Annotated in this window: 18 protein-coding genes and 1 tRNA gene; 3 read left to right on the forward strand and 16 right to left on the reverse strand. The window is 40.3% G+C overall.

The window, feature by feature from the left end; all coding sequences use genetic code 11:
• Positions 1 to 13 precede the first annotated feature (13 nt).
• A tRNA-Glu gene (locus O3652_RS07265) sits at positions 14 to 85 on the reverse strand.
• Between the two features lie 67 nt (positions 86 to 152).
• A complete protein-coding gene (gene rlmD, locus O3652_RS07270) occupies positions 153 to 1,514 on the reverse strand; it encodes a 23S rRNA (uracil(1939)-C(5))-methyltransferase RlmD (RefSeq protein ID WP_125413746.1) in 1,362 nt (453 codons plus the stop codon).
• A gap of 37 nt (positions 1,515 to 1,551) precedes the next feature.
• Between rlmD and recX the strand changes: the two genes are divergently transcribed.
• Positions 1,552 to 2,328 (forward strand): recombination regulator RecX, encoded by a 777-nt coding sequence (gene recX / locus O3652_RS07275; RefSeq protein ID WP_125413745.1) that lies wholly within the window; start codon positions 1,552 to 1,554, stop codon positions 2,326 to 2,328.
• Positions 2,329 to 2,416: 88 nt separating this feature from the next.
• Entirely contained in the window at positions 2,417 to 2,950 is a 534-nt protein-coding gene (locus O3652_RS07280; protein WP_000775318.1) for a DUF402 domain-containing protein, read from the forward strand.
• Positions 2,951 to 3,019: 69 nt separating this feature from the next.
• On the opposite strand, the gene O3652_RS07285 is transcribed toward O3652_RS07280, so the two are convergent.
• From O3652_RS07285 to rpoE, 11 genes are all read right to left on the reverse strand, one after another.
• A complete protein-coding gene (locus O3652_RS07285; RefSeq protein ID WP_000567555.1) occupies positions 3,020 to 3,787 on the reverse strand; it encodes an epoxyqueuosine reductase QueH in 768 nt (255 codons plus the stop codon).
• 123 nt (positions 3,788 to 3,910) lie between these two features.
• Complete coding sequence (gene groL / locus O3652_RS07290) at positions 3,911 to 5,533, reverse strand: chaperonin GroEL (RefSeq protein WP_125413744.1); 1,623 nt, start codon at positions 5,531 to 5,533, stop codon at positions 3,911 to 3,913.
• A 15-nt stretch (positions 5,534 to 5,548) separates the two neighbouring features.
• Entirely contained in the window at positions 5,549 to 5,833 is a 285-nt protein-coding gene (gene groES, locus O3652_RS07295) for a co-chaperone GroES (RefSeq protein WP_000917326.1), read from the reverse strand.
• Positions 5,834 to 5,988: 155 nt separating this feature from the next.
• Positions 5,989 to 6,384, reverse strand: coding sequence for a single-stranded DNA-binding protein (locus tag O3652_RS07300; protein ID WP_007522747.1), 396 nt, complete (start codon positions 6,382 to 6,384; stop codon positions 5,989 to 5,991).
• Positions 6,385 to 6,461: 77 nt separating this feature from the next.
• A complete protein-coding gene (locus O3652_RS07305; protein ID WP_125413743.1) occupies positions 6,462 to 7,223 on the reverse strand; it encodes an SDR family NAD(P)-dependent oxidoreductase in 762 nt (253 codons plus the stop codon).
• Positions 7,224 to 7,264: 41 nt separating this feature from the next.
• Positions 7,265 to 7,891, reverse strand: a complete 627-nt coding sequence (gene ytpR, locus O3652_RS07310; protein WP_125413742.1) for a YtpR family tRNA-binding protein — start codon at positions 7,889 to 7,891, stop codon at positions 7,265 to 7,267.
• Between the two features lie 15 nt (positions 7,892 to 7,906).
• Entirely contained in the window at positions 7,907 to 8,224 is a 318-nt protein-coding gene (locus O3652_RS07315; protein WP_033629372.1) for a thioredoxin family protein, read from the reverse strand.
• Complete coding sequence (locus O3652_RS07320; protein WP_033629371.1) at positions 8,221 to 8,520, reverse strand: DUF4651 domain-containing protein; 300 nt, start codon at positions 8,518 to 8,520, stop codon at positions 8,221 to 8,223. Before O3652_RS07320 ends, O3652_RS07315 begins: the two co-directional genes overlap by 4 nt.
• 232 nt (positions 8,521 to 8,752) lie before the next feature.
• On the reverse strand, positions 8,753 to 9,826 hold the full coding sequence (locus tag O3652_RS07325; RefSeq protein WP_185755894.1) for an N-acetylmuramoyl-L-alanine amidase family protein: 1,074 nt from the start codon (positions 9,824 to 9,826) through the stop codon (positions 8,753 to 8,755).
• A 118-nt stretch (positions 9,827 to 9,944) separates the two neighbouring features.
• Entirely contained in the window at positions 9,945 to 11,552 is a 1,608-nt protein-coding gene (locus O3652_RS07330; RefSeq protein WP_000105262.1) for a CTP synthase, read from the reverse strand.
• A gap of 316 nt (positions 11,553 to 11,868) precedes the next feature.
• Entirely contained in the window at positions 11,869 to 12,459 is a 591-nt protein-coding gene (gene rpoE / locus O3652_RS07335; RefSeq protein ID WP_000418415.1) for a DNA-directed RNA polymerase subunit delta, read from the reverse strand.
• Positions 12,460 to 12,663: 204 nt separating this feature from the next.
• On the opposite strand from rpoE, the gene O3652_RS07340 reads away from it, so the two are divergent.
• The gene (locus O3652_RS07340) at positions 12,664 to 13,056 is read left to right on the forward strand and encodes a (deoxy)nucleoside triphosphate pyrophosphohydrolase (protein WP_000037666.1); all 393 of its coding nucleotides are present in this window, start codon (positions 12,664 to 12,666) and stop codon (positions 13,054 to 13,056) included.
• A 12-nt stretch (positions 13,057 to 13,068) separates the two neighbouring features.
• Here O3652_RS07340 and O3652_RS07345 read toward each other — a convergent pair whose 3' ends face one another.
• The 3 genes from O3652_RS07345 to O3652_RS07355 form a co-directional block, all read right to left on the reverse strand.
• Positions 13,069 to 15,933 carry a DUF3427 domain-containing protein gene (locus tag O3652_RS07345; RefSeq protein ID WP_001114049.1) on the reverse strand — a complete coding sequence of 955 codons (2,865 nt, stop codon included), beginning with the start codon at positions 15,931 to 15,933 and terminating at the stop codon, positions 13,069 to 13,071.
• A 73-nt stretch (positions 15,934 to 16,006) separates the two neighbouring features.
• Positions 16,007 to 18,658 (reverse strand): valine--tRNA ligase, encoded by a 2,652-nt coding sequence (locus tag O3652_RS07350; RefSeq protein ID WP_125413741.1) that lies wholly within the window; start codon positions 18,656 to 18,658, stop codon positions 16,007 to 16,009.
• A gap of 18 nt (positions 18,659 to 18,676) precedes the next feature.
• Positions 18,677 to 19,684, reverse strand: coding sequence for a hypothetical protein (locus tag O3652_RS07355; RefSeq protein WP_371590252.1), 1,008 nt, complete (start codon positions 19,682 to 19,684; stop codon positions 18,677 to 18,679).
• Positions 19,685 to 19,699 lie beyond the last annotated feature (15 nt).

Raw genomic sequence — 19,699 nt, forward strand, 5'->3', positions numbered from 1 at the left:
CCACAATACACCATAGTCCGTACGGGATTCGAACCCGTGTTACCGCCGTGAAAAGGCGGTGTCTTAACCCCTTGACCAACGGACCTTGAGCTTTTCAACTCTTTCTATTATACCTACTTTTTTACCTTTGTCAAGGACTTTTTTTAGTGAATTTAATTTTTTCTTTTCTTCACTAACTTGACTACTGCTTCTGTTCGTGCAGTGTGGGGAAACATATCGACTGACTGGATATACTGGAGATCATAAACTTTTACCAGTTTAACCAAATCTCGTGCCAAGGTCGAAACATTGCAGGATACATAGACCATTTTTTCTGGGACATAGGTCAGAATGGTTTCCAACAGCTTATCATCTAAGCCTGTACGAGGAGGGTCAACTATCAATGCATCCGCTCGGTAGCCATCTTGATACCAGCGTGGAATAGTCTCTTCTGCTGTCCCCGCTTCGTAATGGGTATTGTCAAACCCCATTTTTTGAGCATTTCGCTTGGCATCTTCTATGGCTTCCGGAATAATATCCATTCCTCTGAGACTCTTGACCTTCTTTGCGAAGGCAAATCCAATCGTCCCAACACCGCAATAGGCATCGATTAGATGGTCTTCTTTGCTGACATCCAGAGCCTTAATTGCTTCATTATAGAGAATTTCTGTCTGCTCCGGATTAAGTTGATAAAAAGCTCGGGGCGAGAGAGAAAACTCATAGTCGAGTACTCCTTCTTGAATGCTCTCTTGGCCCCAGATAATTTCCGTCTTTTCACCATAGATTTCACTTGTTTTTGCTGTGTTTGTATTGACTGCAACCGTGACGACTTCTGGAAAATCTTTAACTAAGTCTTTTACCAGCTGGGTTAAATTAAGCTGACGATTCGTAACAATGATTATTTGAACTTGCCCCGTTTTTCTTGCTCTGCGTACCATGATGGTGCGAACACCGAGCGTTTTTCTCTCATCGGTGATGGGGATTTGGTGGTAAGTAAGAAGTTCAGCTAGGCGATTCGCTATCACTTGGGTTTCCTTATCTTGTACCAAGCAGTCTTTCAACTCTACGAGATAATGAGAGTTTTGCGCATACAAACCTGCCTTGACCTGATTTTTAAATTTTCTAGTCTGGAATTGAAGCTTAGAACGGTAGTACTTTGGTTCCTGCATACCGATAGTTGGACGGATTTCATAGTTTTCATATCCTGCAGGAGCAAATTTTTTCAGGGCTTGGCGGAGCAGATCCGTTTTGAACTCTAACTGTTTATCATAGTGGAGGTGCATGATTTGGCAACCACCACATTCATTATAAATGGTACAAGCTGGTACGACTCGAAATTTCGACTTCTTATTAACCTTTAGTAATTTTGCTTCAACAAAGTTGCGTTTAATAGAAGTAATTTGACAATAGATGTCTTCTCCTTTGAGGGCTCCAGGTACAAAAACGAGAGTTTTCTGGTAGAAACCGATTCCCTCACCATTGATGCCCATCCGCTTAATTTTTAAAGGTATCTTTTGTTTGACTTTCAGATTCATACCCCTATCTTATCACATTTTAGGGTATAATAGAACTATGAAAATCACAAAACTTGAAAAGAAAAAACGCCTCTACTTGATGGAGTTAGATGGACAGCAAACTTCTTATATCACGGAGGATACCATTGTTCGTTTTATGTTGTCTAAAGATAAGGTCATTAGCAAGGAAGAATTGACCGAGATTCAGGACTTTGCTCAGTTCTCTTATGGTAAGAACCTCGCCCTCTACCATCTATCATTTAAAGCTCGAACCGAAAAGGAAGTGCAAGAGTACCTGAATAAGTATGATATTGATGAAAAAATCACTAGTCAAGTTATCGCTAATCTTAAAGAAGACAACTGGATTAATGATCGTCAGTATGCCTACTCTATCATCAATGCCAATCAACTTTCTGGAGATAAGGGACCTTATGTGCTAGCTCAAAAACTGTCTCAAAAAGGGATTGCCAAAGCAACTATTGAAGATGTTTTAAAGGATTTTGATTTTTCGGAGGTTGCTCAACGTGTGGCGGAGAAACTTCTAAAAAAATACACGGGAAAGCTTCCCACTCGTGCCTTGCAAGATAAGATTATCCAAAACTTAACGAACAAAGGCTTCTCCTATTCTGATGCTAAGAATGCCTTTGACGACTTGGACAGTCAAGTCGACCAAGAAACGACTCAAGAACTCATTTTTAAAGAACTGGATAAACAATATTCTAAATATGCTCGTAAATATGAAGGTTACGAACTAAAGCAACGTTTGACCCAAGTCCTAGCCAGAAAAGGCTATGATTTTTCGGATATAGCCAGCGCTCTCAGAGAATATCTTTAACATTTTCAGGTAAAATTCAAAAAAATTAGACCAATTTATGATATAATAGTAAACGATAAACTTATAAATTGTAGAAAGTTGGTTAGTTATGAAACTTCCAAAAGAAGGCGACTTTATTACAATTCAAAGTTATAAGCATGATGGGAGTCTTCACCGTACTTGGCGAGACACCATGGTACTAAAAACAACAGAGAACGCTATTATCGGCGTCAACGACCACACACTTGTTACCGAAAGTGACGGTCGTCGTTGGGTGACTCGAGAACCCGCTATTGTTTACTTTCACAAAAAATATTGGTTTAATATCATTGCCATGATTCGTGATAATGGGATTTCCTACTATTGCAATATGGCAAGTCCTTACTATCTCGATGAAGAAGCCCTGAAATACATTGATTATGATTTGGATGTCAAGGTCTTCACTGATGGTGAAAAGCGTCTTTTGGACGTTGAAGAGTATGAGCGCCATAAACGCAAAATGAAGTATTCTGATGATTTAGACTATATTTTGAAAGAACATGTTAAAATCCTTGTTGATTGGATCAACAATGGGCGCGGTCCTTTCTCAGAGGCCTATGTCAACATTTGGTACAAACGCTACATAGAACTAAAGAATCGGTAAAGTTGTCAAACCGGGGTGAGAGCCCTGGTTTTTTATTTGAAAAACCCAGCTTTTCAGCTGGGTTGATTGCTATATATCTAATTTAGTAACAGTAAACTTGATATGGGAATAGTCTTTTTCAACATCCTTATCCAACAAGAAAGCTGTGGCATCCTTCTTAACCTGAACAAGATCAATGTTCTGAGCTTGAGCTGCATAGACGCATCCACAATAACATTGACGATAGATATCATACTCCTCGCACATCTCTACCGAGCGCTTGTAGCCTTGATTTTTCTTGAAATCACTTGGAAGATAGTGGGTGGTATAAATCTTTTGTACATCGATTCCGATGCTGTTGATGGTTTGAGAATTCTTATGAGGACTGATGGTCAATGCTGAACCAAAGTAGTCAAAGCCCAAGTCCATAGCTACCTGTGCTGTTTTGTCCAAACGGTAGTCAAAACAAACCTTGCAACGGTCACCACCTTCGGGTTCTTCTTCTAGTCCTCTAACTAACTTCCGGTATTCATTGGGTTCATATGGGGCTTCTAAATACTGGACCGTATTTCCTGTTCGCTCATTGAAGTCACTGACAAATTTCTTGGTGACGTAAGCCCGCTTGTGGTATTCTGCCTTGGGGTGGATATTGGAATTGGCAAAATAGATGGTCACATCAGCGTATTTTGTCAGGTATTCTAGGGTGTAGGTACTACAAGGAGCACAGCAAACATGCATGAGAATAGTGGGACGTTGCTCATTTTTCTCCCAAACCTGAACCATTTTCTGCATGACACGGTCATAATTAATCTTCTGATTGAGATTCATCTTGCTCAGAATTTCTTCTACATCGATCATGTTCTTCTCCTTTTTATAGTCTTATTTTATCATATAAGTTAGGAGAGCTCAAATCTATTTAGAAGAAAAAACCTTAAAAGGAGGGATTATGTTCCCTCCTTTTGTGTTTTTTATAAGTTGCTTTTACATCATCCCGCCCATCATGCTTGGATCCATTGCTGGAGCTGGGGCTGCTGGTTCCAGTTTATTAGCTACGACTGCTTCTGTTGTCAAAATCAAGCTGGCTACAGATGCTGCATTTTGAAGGGCTGAACGGCTCACTTTCACTGGGTCAATGATTCCTTCTTCAATCATGTTGACCCATTCGCCAGTTGCTGCGTTGAAGCCTGTACCAACTTCAGCATTCTTCAAGCGGTCAATAACAATAGAACCTTCGAATCCCGCATTGTGGGCGATTTGACGAACAGGCTCTTCCAAGGCACGGAGAACAATATTACGTCCTGTTGCTTCATCTCCTGTCAATTCCAAATCAGCAACGGCTGGAATGACATTGGCAAGAGCAGTTCCACCACCAGCAACGATTCCTTCTTCCACGGCTGCACGAGTAGCGTTGAGGGCATCTTCAATGCGGAGTTTCATTTCTTTCAACTCAGTTTCAGTTGCAGCTCCGACCTTGATGACTGCGACACCACCTGACAATTTTGCCAAGCGTTCTTGCAATTTTTCACGATCAAATTCAGAAGTTGTAGTTTCGATTTGAGACTTGATAACCGCAACACGGTGAGAAATAGCTTCAGGATTTCCAGCACCTTCTACGATAACAGTGCTATCTTTGTCCACAGTTACTCTCGCTGCTTGACCAAGCGCCTCAATAGTCGCATCTTTCAACTCAAGACCAAGATCTTCTGTGATAACTGTTCCGCCTGTCAAGATGGCGATGTCTTCTAACATAGCCTTACGACGGTCACCGAAGCCAGGTGCTTTGACAGCTACGACATTGAAGGTTCCACGAATCTTGTTCAATACAAGAGTCGGAAGAGCTTCACCATCTACATCATCCGCAATAATCAAGAGTGGACGATTGCTTTGGAGAATGCTTTCTAGAAGTGGCAAGATTTCTTGGATATTTGAGATCTTCTTGTCGGTAATCAAAATGTATGGATTTTCAAGATCAGCCACCATTTTTTCGCTATCTGTCACCATGTACTGTGAAAGGTAACCGCGATCAAACTGCATTCCTTCTACGACTTCAAGCTCTGTTTCCATACCACGTGATTCTTCAATAGTGATGACACCATCTTTACCAACTTTTTCCATGGCTTCAGAGATGTATTCGCCGACTTTTTCAGAACGAGAAGATACAGCGGCAACCTGAGCGATGGCTTCTTTGTTGGCAACAGGAATGGCATTGTTTTTCAAGGCTTCTACAGCTGCGGCAACCGCTGCTTCAATCCCACGACGAATGCCGATTGGGTTGGCACCTGCAGTGACGTTTTTGATTCCTTCGCGAACGATTGCTTGGGTCAAGACAGTTGCAGTTGTCGTTCCGTCACCTGCGATATCGTTGGTCTTTGAAGCCACTTCTGATACCAATTTGGCACCCATATTTTCAAAATGGTCTTCTAATTCAATTTCTTTGGCAATAGTAACACCGTCATTGGTAATCAATGGTGAACCAAATGATTTTTCCAATACAACATTACGACCTTTTGGTCCCAAGGTTACTTTAACTGTGTCCGCAAGGATATCGACACCACGGACCATAGCTGAACGAGCATCAGATGAAAATTTAATTTCTTTTGACATACTTACTTTCTCCTTCTATTCTTCAATGATTGCCAAAATATTGGCTTCGCCAACGATGATGTACTTTTCATCGCCATCTTTGACATCAATACCTGCATGAGCTTCAACTAAGACACGGTCTCCAGGCTTAACGCTTGGAGCAACCAAGTCACCGTTCAAGGTACGAACCCCTTGTCCAGTAGCTACAACTTGGGCTGTTTTTGTTTTTTCTTGGGCTGAGCCCGCAAGGACAAAGCCTCCAACAGTTTGTTCTTTTTCTTCGATTTTCAAGACCACACGGTCTCCTAATGGTTTCAACATCTGTTTTCCTCCATGATGAAATACATATTATTAGCACTCTTTATATCTGAGTGCTAATTCATAGTTCTATTGTATCACTTGGTCAGAAATAGTCAAGAAAAAAGTCTGACTTTGGCAAGATAAAAAGCCTGAGACCAACTCAGACTTTTCAATGCTTAAAATGGCAATTCTTCCTCTTCCAAGACCAAATCTGCCAAATCCTGTCCTGCATTATTTTCACGCATAGCACGTTGGGCGCGGCTTTCCAAAAGTTGGAATCCTGTGGCAAGGACTTCAGTCACAAAGTTCATCTGGCCATTTTTCTCAAAGCGACGGGTACGAAGTTCTCCATCCACAGAGATAAGACTACCTTTAGTTGCGTAGCTTGCCAAGGTTTCAGCCAATTTCCCCCAAAGAACAAGATTGACAAAGTCAGCTTCACGTTCCCCGTTTTGGTCTTTGTAACGACGGTTCACAGCGATAGTTACTCGCGCTACTGACTTGTCATTGTTTGTTTTGTGCAATTCTGGTGTAGACGTCAAGCGCCCGATCATGATAACTTTATTATACATATTTTCTTCCTCCTACTTATCTATTCGTAGGAAATCAAAAAAGTTACAGAAATTTGTAACTTTTCGAGGAAAATTTTTTACTTTTTATGAACCATAAATCCAGTCGCCTGTTGATTGGCCATAATAGTCATATCTGTAATCTGCACACGACGGGGTTGACTGGTCACATAGACCACTGTGTCTGCGATGTCTTGAGCTTGCAGGGCCTCAATTCCCTGATAGACGGTTGCAGCACGCTCTTTGTCACCGTGGAAACGTACCGCAGAAAAATCTGTTTCGACAATTCCTGGCTGAATAGTGGTCACCTTGATATCCGTTACGATGGTATCAATTCGCAAACCATCTGAAAAAGTCTTGACCGCAGCCTTGGTGGCTGAGTAAACAGCTGCCCCAGCATAGGCATAGATTCCTGCGGTCGATCCCATATTGATAATATGACCTTGATTGGCTGCTACCATAGAAGGCAAGAAACAGCGAGTAACTGCCATCAAACCCTTGACGTTGGTATCCAACATGGTCAGCATATCCAATTCTTCATAGTCTTGATAGGGAGCCAAGCCAAGAGCTAGTCCAGCGTTATTGACTAATATATCAATCTGCCCTATCGTTTCCAAAATATCGGAACAAACAGTCTTTACCATGGTCATATCCGTCACATCCAGAGGAAAAGTCCAAACTGTTTGATTTGGAAACGTTTCTGCAAACTCTGACTTGAGGGCCTCTAGTCTGTCTGTCCGTCGCCCTGTTAGAACGACATTCTCCCCCTGCTCCAGATAAGCACGCGCAATCGCTTCACCGATTCCTGAGGTCGCTCCTGTAATCACTACATTTTTCGCCATCTTATCCCCCTCTATCTGGTCTATCAAATACCGACAATTTCCTAGGCCGTCCAGTGTTTGGCTGGGTCAAATGGAGTTCCGACAACTTGGTCTTCTGATAATTCAATAACCCCACGTTTTTGCGGAGCATTTGGCAAGGCAAGTTCACGAGGGCTGCACATCATACCAAAACTCTTTTCACCACGAAGTTCGCCTGGGAAAATGAGATTGCCTTTTGGCATCATAGCTCCAGGAAGAGCTACAATGGTTTTCAACCCAACACGCGCATTGGGAGCCCCTGCAACGATTTGCACTGTCTTATCACTTGCAACGGCCACTTGACAGATGTTGAGGTGGTCGCTATCTGGATGGGCTACCATCTCAACAATCTCACCGACGACAAACTTAGGTTCCTTGTCATTGACAATTTCTTCTGCAAAGCCTTCCGTCTGCAATTCTTGGTTCAAACGTTCCACTTGCTCATCTGATAAAAAGACTTGACCGCGCTCTGCAATTTCAAACAAACTTGAAACTTCGAAAATATTCCAAGCTACTGTTTCTCCATTTTCTTTGAGGAAAATACGGGCTACCTTACCTTTGCGCTCCACATCCAACTTGGCATCTCCGCTATTTTTCACGATGACCATAAGGACATCGCCAACATGCTCTTTATTATATGTAAAAATCATTGTTTCCTTTTTCTCCTATTTCAGTCCTGCTAAAAAGTCGTTAATTTGTTGCTTGCTTTTACGGTCGCGATTGACAAAACGGCCGATTTCCTTGTCCTTTTCTAGCACAACAAGGCTAGGAATGCCATACACATCCCAGAGTTTGGCCAGATCCAGATACTGGTCCCGGTCCACTCGAATAAAGGTGAACTCTGGATTTGTCTCCTCAATCTCTGGCAAGGCAGGATAGATATAACGACAATCGCCACACCAGTCCGCCACAAAAAGAAAGACCTTCTTGCCATCTTGCTCGACAAAACCTGCTAGTTCTTCTATACTACTAGGAATTATCATAAGACTTCCTCCTCATAGACCATGTCTTCATTTTCATAGACAAAGGTATAGTGACGACCATCCTCGAAAATGACTCCTCCGACAAGTCGCTCTAGACTACTTTCGTAGACTTGAACATAGAGAGTCGCAATCTCACCCATATCTGAGAAAAGTTCGCGCACGATAGCGGTCAACTCTTCCTGAGTCTTCATGAGCTTGTGATTATCTGCTGCTTTTTTAGCCCCCAAAGCAAGGGCACTTAGACCAGCCACAGTCAAGCCAGTCATCCATAATTTCTTAGCTTTCATACCATTCATTGTAACACAAAAAGGGCTCTAGGACAAATAGGGAAGCCGTAGAAAAGCAAGTAAAAAGCCCCTTCCTTAAAGGAAAAGGACTTCTTATACTCAAAGAGCAAACTAGGAAACTAGCCGCAGGTTGCTCAAAACAGTGTTTTGAGGTTGTGGATAGAACTGACGAAGTCAGTAACCATACCTACGGTAAGGCGACGCTGACGTAGTTTGAAGAGATTTTCGCAGAGTATTATTCTTATTGCCAAGCGCCTGAGTTGCCAACGTAGTAGCCATCTGGTGTGTAGGTATTGCGAAGCATCTTACCTGATGAAGCTAGATAATACCACTTACCATTGTCTTTGACCCAATCATTCGCAATCATGGTACCAGAAGAACTTACATAATACCATTCTCCCTTGTCAAAAATCCAAGTGCTTGCTTTCATAGAGCCTGAAGTTGATAAATAGTACCACTTGCCTTGGTCGTAAAGCCAATCATTAGCAATCATAGCTCCTGATGATTTAAAGGCATACCAGTTGCCACCTTGATAGAGCCAAGTTTGATTAAACATAATCCCTTTATCATTCATAAAGTACCAAGTTCCATTGTCTTTAACCCAAGCATTTTGAACTAGTTGGCCTTGTTTTTGATAATACCAATTTTGGTCTGATTTTAGCCAGCTTTCTGCTTTTACAATCGGATAAAGTTCTCGGAAGGCTCCTCCCCCCTTGTAGGAATGACTGATCGATTCTGGTTTTGTAAGTTTTAATTCACCATTGTCATGGTCTTTCCAAGCATAAACTTTTTGACCATTGATAGTCTCTGGTAAGGTAGCAGTGTAGGTCTTGGTTTGATAGTCCCATTTTGTATCAAGGTAGGTGTAATGGTCTTTTGATTCTTCAATACGGTAGTAGCCACTTTTCTCACCATTATATACATCATCTACCACTTTAGAGGACCAGGTCTTTACTTCATTTCCACTCTTGGCCTCGACCTTGATATCTCCTCTATAGCCATAAGGTACGTAGAAATTCAGGTAACGCCCCTCTGTACCGACCATAGACTTGTCCTTTTCTTGGCCTAGGAAATTGACTGTCTGATCTTGACCATTGAGACTGACCATCCACTCGATTTTCTCAGTTTTTGGCAAATCCAAGACTTTGATATCTACTTCATGGCCATTATTAAATCGAAGAATTTTGCCATCTTGATACTTAACCCCACCCTTAATAACCCATTCTTCTTCCAATTCGAATGCTTTTCCTGAATGAGGGAAAGCCAGTAAAGCTAAACCTGCTAGAGACAAACAAAATAGTGTGATTTTTTTCATTGTATATCCTCCTTAGGAATTATTATATTAATTATATCACTATCTATTTTTTTTGCAAATCTTATCCTAAATATGCTAGAAGAAACCTCTGAGATTGCTCTCAGAGATTAGAAGATAACTAGTTACTATTCTCAACTGCTGCAGTAACAAAGGCAGTGTAGAGTTCTTCTGGACGGTTTGGACGGCTGGAAAGTTCAGGGTGATACTGACAAGCCACAAAGAATTTATTCTCAGGAATTTCCACAATTTCGACCAAACGATTGTCTGGAGAAACTCCTGAGAAGACAAAACCTGCTGCCTCAAACTGTTCACGAAAGGCATTGTTAAACTCATAACGGTGACGGTGACGGCGTTGCACCACTTCTTGATTGTGATAAGCAGCCGCTGCTTTAGAACCACGTTTTAACTTAGACGGATAAAGTCCCAAACGAAGGGTGCCACCCATATCCTCAACATCAACCTGATCACGCATGATATCTATGATAGGGTATTTTGTTTCTGGTGCAAGTTCAGCAGAATTGGCACCTTCAAGACCCAAAACGTGACGAGCAAACTCGATACAAGTCAACTGCATTCCCAAGCAGACTCCCAACATTGGGACATCATTCTCACGCGCATATCGGATGGCTTGGATTTTCCCTTCCGTACCACGTTGACCAAAACCTCCTGGTACGATGATTCCGTCCGCATCAGACAAGAGTTCTGCTACATTATCTGCTGTCACATCATTGGCATTGATCCAATTAATCTTCACTTCTGCGTCGTTGGCATAACCAGAGTGTTTCAAAGCTTCAACCACAGAGATGTAGGCATCTTGCAACTCCACATACTTACCAACGAGGGAGATCTTAACTTGTTTTTTCAGGTTCATGACCTTGTCCACCATGGCTGACCACTCTGTCATATCCGCTGCTGGTGCGTCTAGTTTCAAATGGTCACAGACAATTTGGTCCATACCTTGTGCCTGCAAGTTCAATGGAATTTGGTAAAGGTGTTCGACATCCAAAGACTCGATAACAGCTTCTGGAGCCACGTCACAGAACTGAGCTAGTTTGTTTTTAATGCCCTGACCAGCTGGTTTTTCTGTACGAATAACCAACATATTTGGCTGGATTCCCAAACCACGCAATTCTTTTACAGAATGTTGAGTTGGCTTGGTCTTCATCTCACCCGCAGCCTTGAGATAAGGAAGCAAGGTTGTGTGGATATACATAACATTATCCGCACCCACATCTGCCTTCATCTGACGAAGAGCCTCTAGGAATGGCAAGGACTCGATATCCCCAACGGTTCCACCAACCTCTGTGATAATGACATCCGAATCAGTCGTTACAGCAGCACGCTTGATTTTTTCTTTCAAAGCATCTGTGATATGAGGAATGACTTGAACAGTTGCCCCAAGGTACTCGCCACGGCGTTCTTTACGAAGAACTTCACTGTAGATTTTACCAGTTGTCACGTTGGAGTATTTGTTGAGATTGATATCGATGAAACGTTCATAGTGGCCCAAGTCCAAATCGGTCTCAGCCCCATCATCTGTCACAAAGACTTCCCCGTGCTGGTAAGGGCTCATGGTTCCCGGATCGATATTGATATAAGGGTCAAACTTCTGAATAGTCACTTTTAGACCACGATTTTTCAAGAGACGCCCCAGACTTGCTGCCACAATCCCTTTCCCAATAGACGACACCACACCACCAGTTACAAAAATATATTTCGTAGACATAGATTCCTCTTTCTAAAATGCTCAAGGTCTTGTTAACTACGAGGGGAGATAGAAAACAAGACCCTTATGAATAACGACTTTTCAAGAAAACTTCCTGAAAAAACAAAAATAGCTCCCTAGTAACTAGGGAGCCCCGACCTCTAAAAGAGGTGCCCGAACAATATGATACCTTAAAGCAGAACATTTGTCAACCTGAATTGGTAAAAGATGAAAAAAGAAGATTGTTTTCAGAAAACAAATTAAAGATCCGCATCCAAACTGATGACCTGCTCAAGGAACGAAAAAGGAGATCTTACGATCTCCTCTGTGAAGTCTTTTACTCTTCTTCACTCGTTTCAGCGTCATCGTCAGAAAACTCGTCGTCTTCTTCGTTAAGATCCACGTCTTCACCCAAGTCATCAGGAGCAATTTCGTTGATTTCTGCATCGTAAGCTTCCACTTCATTTTTCTCATCATCTGGATTTTCATCATCATATGAAAGAGCTGGATCTGCTTCGTATGCATCTTCGTCTTCTGGATCATCTGCGTTGTAGTCAATGGCATCTGAGTCGCCATCCATAAAGGCATTGACACGTTTTTTCTTAGCTTTTGGTGCTACTTCATCGTCGTCACTTTCTTCAAGAGCGATGATTTCTTCGTCGATTTCGTCTACACCATACCATGAACGAAGACCCCATTTGTTGTCCCCAAGAGAGATGAAGCTACCGTCAAAGTTCAACTCTGTGTAGAACAAAGGCAAAGCTTCGCGGATATCGCTGTTTGATGTTCCAAGGTAGTTTTGAATTTCGTTTACAAGATCGCTAAAATGCATCTCATGATCGCGACCACGAAGTTCCAAGATAGCGCGCGCTACCTCAATCATAGATAGTTCACTTTTTTCTTGCCCAGCAAATACTTCTAATTCCAAAGCGTTTCTCCTCATTTTTACTACTATCGCCAGAGCGAACAGACTCCGACCTCATTTTATCATGTACTCTTTATTGTACGATAATTTTGCGGAATAGTCAAAGGTTAAAATAGATTTATCTATGATTTATTAAGTAAAAATCAATTGATTTTAACACATGGTAAATTTAAAAATATTTGTTAAAATATTACTTGGAGGTAGCTTATGTCAAAAAAAATAATAAATGTTGTTGCAGCGGCTATAGAACGAGATGGAAAAATATTCTGTGCACAAAGACCTGAAGGTAAAAGTTTAGGAGGTTTTTGGGAATTTCCAGGTGGGAAATTAGAAGTAGGAGAATCTCCTGAACAAGCTTTAGTCCGTGAAATTAAAGAAGAACTAAATTCTGAAATTGAGATTGTTTCTTACATCAATGAAGCTTCATATGATTATAATTTTGGGACAGTTGTCATGAAGACCTATCATGCAAAGCTAATATCAGGAAAACTAGAGTTGCTTGAACACCAAAATTCAACTTGGTTAGCTCCCAATGAACTAGATACTCTCAACTGGGCTCCAGTAGATCGTCCAGCTGTAGAATTATTAACAAAAAAATAAGAGATTACTCTCTTATTTTTTTGTCAAATAATCATAAAGTGCGGAAGAAACCTCATTGGCTAATTCAAAATTCATTGTAACTACAGGAGTTTTTCCATCCTGCATCCTAGTTTCAGTAGCACTATCTTCCAAATAACTAACTGGCCCTAGATAATAGAAATCACTTCCCTCACCGTCTTCTTTTTTTACGAAGAGATGAAGAGCCAAACCGGTTTGATTAGATTGCATAATATCAGCAACTTCTTTAGACTTAAAGCTTCGATTGCTCCGAGAATACCAATGAAAGACTTTGTTGGATAAGAATCCATCTTGATACTGGGTTGTTTCTGTAATATCGTCATCCTTATGATAAGTTACAAAGATAGGACACGTTCCATGTTTGACCTTGTATCCATATACAGTAGAACTCTCATCCTTGTCCCAGTTAAGAAGTCTCACAGCATCTTTTCGAGAGTATTTTTCACCTATTGTCAATGGTTCCTGCGGATATTTTTGAGAGCGCTCTAGACCAGTCTGAATGATGTCTAAGATAAATTTTTTGTATTCCTCTGTAAGAAATTGAGTGAAATCTGTTGCTAGTTGATAAGTGTCATCTTCAATGCTTAAGGCTGACAAACCATACTTTTCTTGATCTCTTTTAACGAAAAAGTTATAGTCTAAACAGTTTTCGATAGATTTAAATAACTGTTCGGAGGATCCTAATTGCTTCATTGTTAAGATTTGTTTAAATTCAGATCGAGAAATCTTTCCTTTTTCTAGTAATATTTTTAAAAGATAGAGTTCTTCTTTTCGTTTACCATTGGATAGTTCTTTGCAGAGGAAAGTTAGAAAACCATTTAATTCAGGAATTTTAATAAACCGATCCTCTTTTTCAAAGGAAGCAATAACCTCTCCATAATGATTAAAAGTATCAAAGAAAACATAGGGATCTAGACTATCTAGTTCCAAAAAATCACTGAGATTCGGAGTACGTCCCAAGCGGTTCTTTGTTTCCATATAGGCCTCTTTTAGGATAGCTCGATTGGAAAGATTTGTATTAGTAATAGACTTAAAGATTTGTTCTTTAGCAACTTCTTCAAAATTAATAGTAGTTAGGCCATTTAAAATATTGGGTTCTCTTAGCTCTCTTCGGTAATTATCTTTATTCATTGATTTGTCTCCAAATAAAGCAATTGGAATCAAATAGTTATTTTTATAATTACCAATAAAATCAATGATCGTGACGTATTCTTTACTCTCATGTTTACGAAGACCACGCCCTAGTTGTTGAACAAAAACAATACTAGACTGAGTATTTCTTAACATGACTACCTGGTTGACAGAAGGAATATCAATACCTTCATTAAAAATATCCACTGTCAAAATGTAGTCTAGTTCTCCTTTTTCAAGTTGAGAAACGACTTCATTTCGTGTTTCAATATTATCATCGCCTGTTAGAGCCCTACAAACTTTCCCATTCTGATTCAATTTTGAGGCGAGTTCATGCGCTTCCTGTTTAGAGGAACAGAATATCAATCCTTTTACTTTTTCACCACTTACTCCATAAAAATCAATTTTTTGCAGAATATGTTTAACTCGTTCATTAGATGTTAAGTTTGATATATTTGTCTTCTCATCGATTAGATGTCCATCTATCTCAATATCCTTTACCCCAAAATAAATAAATGGGCAAAGCATATCATTATCAAGCGCATCCTGCAGACGAATTTCATAGGCGATATTATAATCAAACAGTTCATAAATATTTTGCCCATCAGTTCGTTCGGGAGTTGCAGTCATTCCTAAAAAGAACTCAGGATGAAAATGTGCCATCACTTTTTTGTATGAATCAGCTCCAGCTTTATGAACCTCATCAATTAAAATATAGTCAAAATAATCTTCTGAAAATAGATTCAAATGATAATCACGTGACAAAGTTTGAATCGTAGCAAAAATGTATTTCTTATTTGTCAAATCAGCACCAGAATGATAAATCAAACCTTCTGATTCCGGGAACTGTAAAACCTTTTGAAAATCCTTTAAAGACTTTTGAAGAATTTGCTCCCTATGAACGATAAAGAGCATTCTTTTCGGCTCAAATTGTTGAACATCAAAAGCTGATAAATATGTTTTTCCTGTCCCTGTAGCACTGATAACTAAAGCTTTCTTTTTCCCTGAATCGCGAATAGCCTGCAGACCTTTCAGTGCTTCATTTTGCATCTTATTAGGTTCAATACTTGTAACCTGATATTCTGCTATTTCCTCTTCTCGAATCTGGTCCACTCGAATTGTTTTCTGACGCTTTCTAGCGTAAGAATCAATCTTTTCTATAGTTAAAACATCCGACTTTTCCCAAATTTTTTCAAACTCTTTTTTAGTAGCTTGAATTAACTCTCCATTGTAAGTTGATGTCAACTTAATATTCCACTCGTAATTGATTTTCAATGCATTATGAGTTAAATTTGAACTTCCAGAAATAAGAACCTGTTTCCCCTGATGTTCAAAAAGATAAAACTTAGCGTGCATCTGCAGACTCTCTGGAGTAAGTCGAACTTCAACATTTTTCAACTTGAGTAATTCTTGCATGGCAACCGGATCATTAAAATCAAGATAAGGAGATATAAGAATTTTACCTTTTATTCCTTTATCCATTAAATCTGATAATTGGGATTTTATCAGAGCAATTCCTGATTGGGTAATAAATGCTACCGAAATATAAAAGGCTTGGCATTTTGATAATTCTTCTTGAATATCCTTCAATACATATCGCTTGGACTCTGGGTCATTAATTAAAATTTGAGGAGAGTATCCCCCTTCTTGAAATTTAATATTATCAATAAATCCAAACTTTAAAGATTTGATCAAGGTATCTTGAAATAAAGTGACGCCTTCTGGCATAGACCTTCTCTTTTCTATTGTTTTAATATTTTCATTATACCAAAAAACACGGTTCATCACCGTGTTTCTGTGTTTATTTCACCAACTTCTTCATCTCATCAATACGTGCTACGGTCGCGTCGTACTTAGCTTGGTAGTCGGCTTGTTTGTCGCGTTCTTTTTGGACGACTTCTGGTTTGGCATTGGCTACGAAGCGTTCGTTAGAGAGCTTTTTACCGACCATATCCAGTTCTTTTTGCCATTTAGCCAGTTCCTTGTCGAGACGAGCCAATTCTTCTTCGACATTGAGAAGGTCTGCCAGTGGCAAGTAGATTTCTGCTCCTGTGATGACGCTTGACATAGCGAGTTCAGGTGCAGGGATGGTTGATGCGATTTCCAAGTGTTCTGGATTTGTGAAGCGTTTGATGTAGTTGACATTGCTGTTAAAGAAGGCTTCCAAGTCGCTATCGCTAGTCTTAACAAGGATAGTGATAGGCTTGCTTGGCGCTACATTTACTTCAGCACGCGCATTACGAACAGCACGGATCAAGTCTTTGAGACTTTCTACACCAGTGTGGGCTGCAAGGTCTTCAAAGGCTGGGTTAACAGTTGGGTAAGCAGCTGTAACGATAGAGCCTTCTGAAATTTGTCCAAAGATTTCCTCTGTCACGAATGGCATGATTGGGTGAAGGAGACGAAGGATCTTGTCCAAGGTGTAAAGGAGAACAGAACGTGTGATGACTTTCTCTTCTTCGTTATCGCTATAAAGGACTTCCTTAGTCAACTCAACGTACCAGTCCGCAAACTCGTCCCAGATGAAGTTGTAAAGGATGTGGCCAGCCACACCAAACTCAAACTTATCAAAGTTTTCAGTGACTTTGCCGATCGTTTCATTGAGGTTGTGGAGAATCCAGCGGTCTGTGACATTCCCAGCTTCCTTGTTAACAACTTTTTCCACATTGGCAGTTGCTTGCTCAAGGGTCAATCCTTCATTGTTCATGAGGATGTAGCGAGAGATATTCCAGATCTTGTTAATGAAGTTCCATGAAGCATCCATTTTCTCATAAGAGAAGCGGACGTCTTGCCCTGGTGCAGAACCGTTTGAAAGGAACCAACGAAGGGCATCGGCACCGTATTTCTCGATGACATCCATTGGGTCAATCCCGTTTCCGAGAGATTTAGACATTTTGCGTCCTTGCTCGTCACGAATGAGACCGTGGATAAGGACGTTTTGGAATGGCTGACGGCCAGTGAATTCCAATGATTGGAAGATCATACGAGACACCCAGAAGAAGATGATGTCATAACCTGTTACCAAGGTTGAAGTTGGGAAGTAACGTTTGAAGTCTTCTGAGTCGACATCAGGCCAGCCCATGGTAGAGAATGGCCAAAGGGCAGAACTGAACCACGTATCCAAGACGTCTTCGTCCTGAGTCCATCCGTCACCTTCAGGTGCTTCTTCGCCGACGTACATTTCACCCTCAGCATTGTACCAAGCAGGGATTTGGTGACCCCACCAGAGCTGACGTGAGATTACCCAGTCGTGGACATTTTCCATCCATTGGAGGAAGGTATCGTTAAAACGGGGTGGGTAGAATTCTACCTTGTCCTCTGTGTCTTGGTTGGCAATGGCATTTTTAGCCAATTGGTCCATCTTGACGAACCATTGCGTAGACAAGCGTGGTTCAACCACCACACCTGTACGCTCTGAGTGACCAACACTGTGGACACGTTTTTCGATTTTAACAAGGGCACCGATTTCTTCCAACTTAGCAACGACTGCCTTACGAGCTTCGAAACGATCCATACCTGCAAATTCGAAGGCCAAGTCGTTCATGGTTCCGTCATCGTTCATGACATTGACTTGTGGCAAGTTGTGGCGTTGACCAACTAAGAAGTCGTTTGGATCATGGGCAGGCGTGATTTTCACGACACCCGTACCAAACTCAGGATCTGCATGCTCGTCTCCAACGATTGGAATCAATTTATTAGCGATTGGAAGGATGACGTGTTTACCAATCAAGTCCTTGTAGCGTGGGTCTACTGGATTAACCGCAACAGCAACGTCCCCAAACATGGTCTCCGGACGAGTTGTCGCAACTTCAAGGGCACGTGAACCGTCTTCTAGCATGTAGTTCATGTGGTAGAAGGCACCTTCGACATCCTTGTGAATCACCTCGATATCAGAAAGGGCTGTGCGAGCCGCTGGGTCCCAGTTGATGATAAACTCACCACGGTAGATCCAGCCTTTCTTGTAAAGGTCCACAAAGACCTTTCGAACCGCTTTTGACAAACCTTCGTCAAGCGTGAAACGCTCGCGAGAATAGTCTACAGAGAGCCCCATCTTGCCCCATTGTTCCTTGATAGTAGTAGCATATTCGTCTTTCCATTCCCAGACTTTCTCGAGGAATTTCTCACGACCAAGATCGTAACGGCTAATGCCCTCACCACGCAAGCGCTCCTCAACCTTAGCCTGAGTGGCAATCCCCGCGTGGTCCATACCTGGAAGCCAAAGTGTATCGAAGCCTTGCATGCGTTTTTGACGGATGATGATATCCTGAAGCGTCGTATCCCAAGCGTGACCAAGGTGGAGTTTCCCAGTTACGTTTGGTGGTGGAATGACGATTGAATAAGGCTTAGCCTTTTGATCTCCTGAAGGCTTGAAAACATCGGCATCAAGCCATTTTTGGTAACGACCAGCCTCAACCTCGGCTGGATTGTATTTAGGTGAAAGTTCTTTAGACATGTGTGTTCTCCTTAATAATTAGTTTCTTTTTAATTTCTTGTTTAGTTTCTTATTTATTTTCTTGCGTAATTTTATCTGTTCTTTTTTTAGTTTATTAACATCTTCTTTTGTTATATTATACTTTATATCCCATGATTTTTGTTTCAATCTAGAGTTTAAATTATAAATTTCGTAATATTTTAACTCTAAATCAGTCCTATTTTTTTCTATCTTTTTTATTTGAGAAATATATTTATAGTTTATATTAAAAATTTGATAAATAAGCAAAAGTTCGGAAGAAATTATAATTAACATCAAAATTAACGGGAAGATATTTACCAGAAAATTCAATTTAAATAGATTATAAAAATTTAATAAAATAAATGTTAAATAAAGTGAATAAAGATAAGGTGATACAAATCCTACTAAAAAGGTTAATATTAAAATAGTCTTTTCTTTAGGCGAATCAAAATTGAGTTTAGATAGAAATTCTATTAGGTGCGGTTGTAAAAATAAAAGAATAACTGAAAATAATGATAAATACATATTTACTTCATTATTCACATTTCCCGCCCAAAATAACATTATTAAGTTTAGAATTATCAATCCCCATCTTAAAAAATTCCATAAGAAATTATTATTAATTCTAACCTCATTTTTTGAACGTTCCCAATCATATTTAAAGAGTAACCTTAGATACTGACTGAGTATTTGCGATTTTTCTTCTGAGTAATCAAAATCATTTAAAAGGTCCCAAATATGTCCATCTTTCATGTAATACTCATTAGTATATTTAATATTTCTACAATAGCCGTATGGATTGATTTGTGTTCTAAGACTATTTACTGCAGATTCCCTATTTTCTCCATTTAGCAAATCAACAATTATCAACTTTATGTTTTTTCTCCATTCAGAGCGTTCTTTAGTAATATAATCAAGTTGATTTCTTTTACTATTATTAACAAACACTAAAATCGCACTCAAGATAGCCCCTATTCCTACTCCACTAATTAGAGTAATAATCTGGCTTGTTTCCAATCCTCTCACCTCGCTTTCGAAATT

It is taken from the genome of Streptococcus sp. 27098_8_23 (assembly GCF_041432195.1).
GTDB lineage: Bacteria > Bacillota > Bacilli > Lactobacillales > Streptococcaceae > Streptococcus.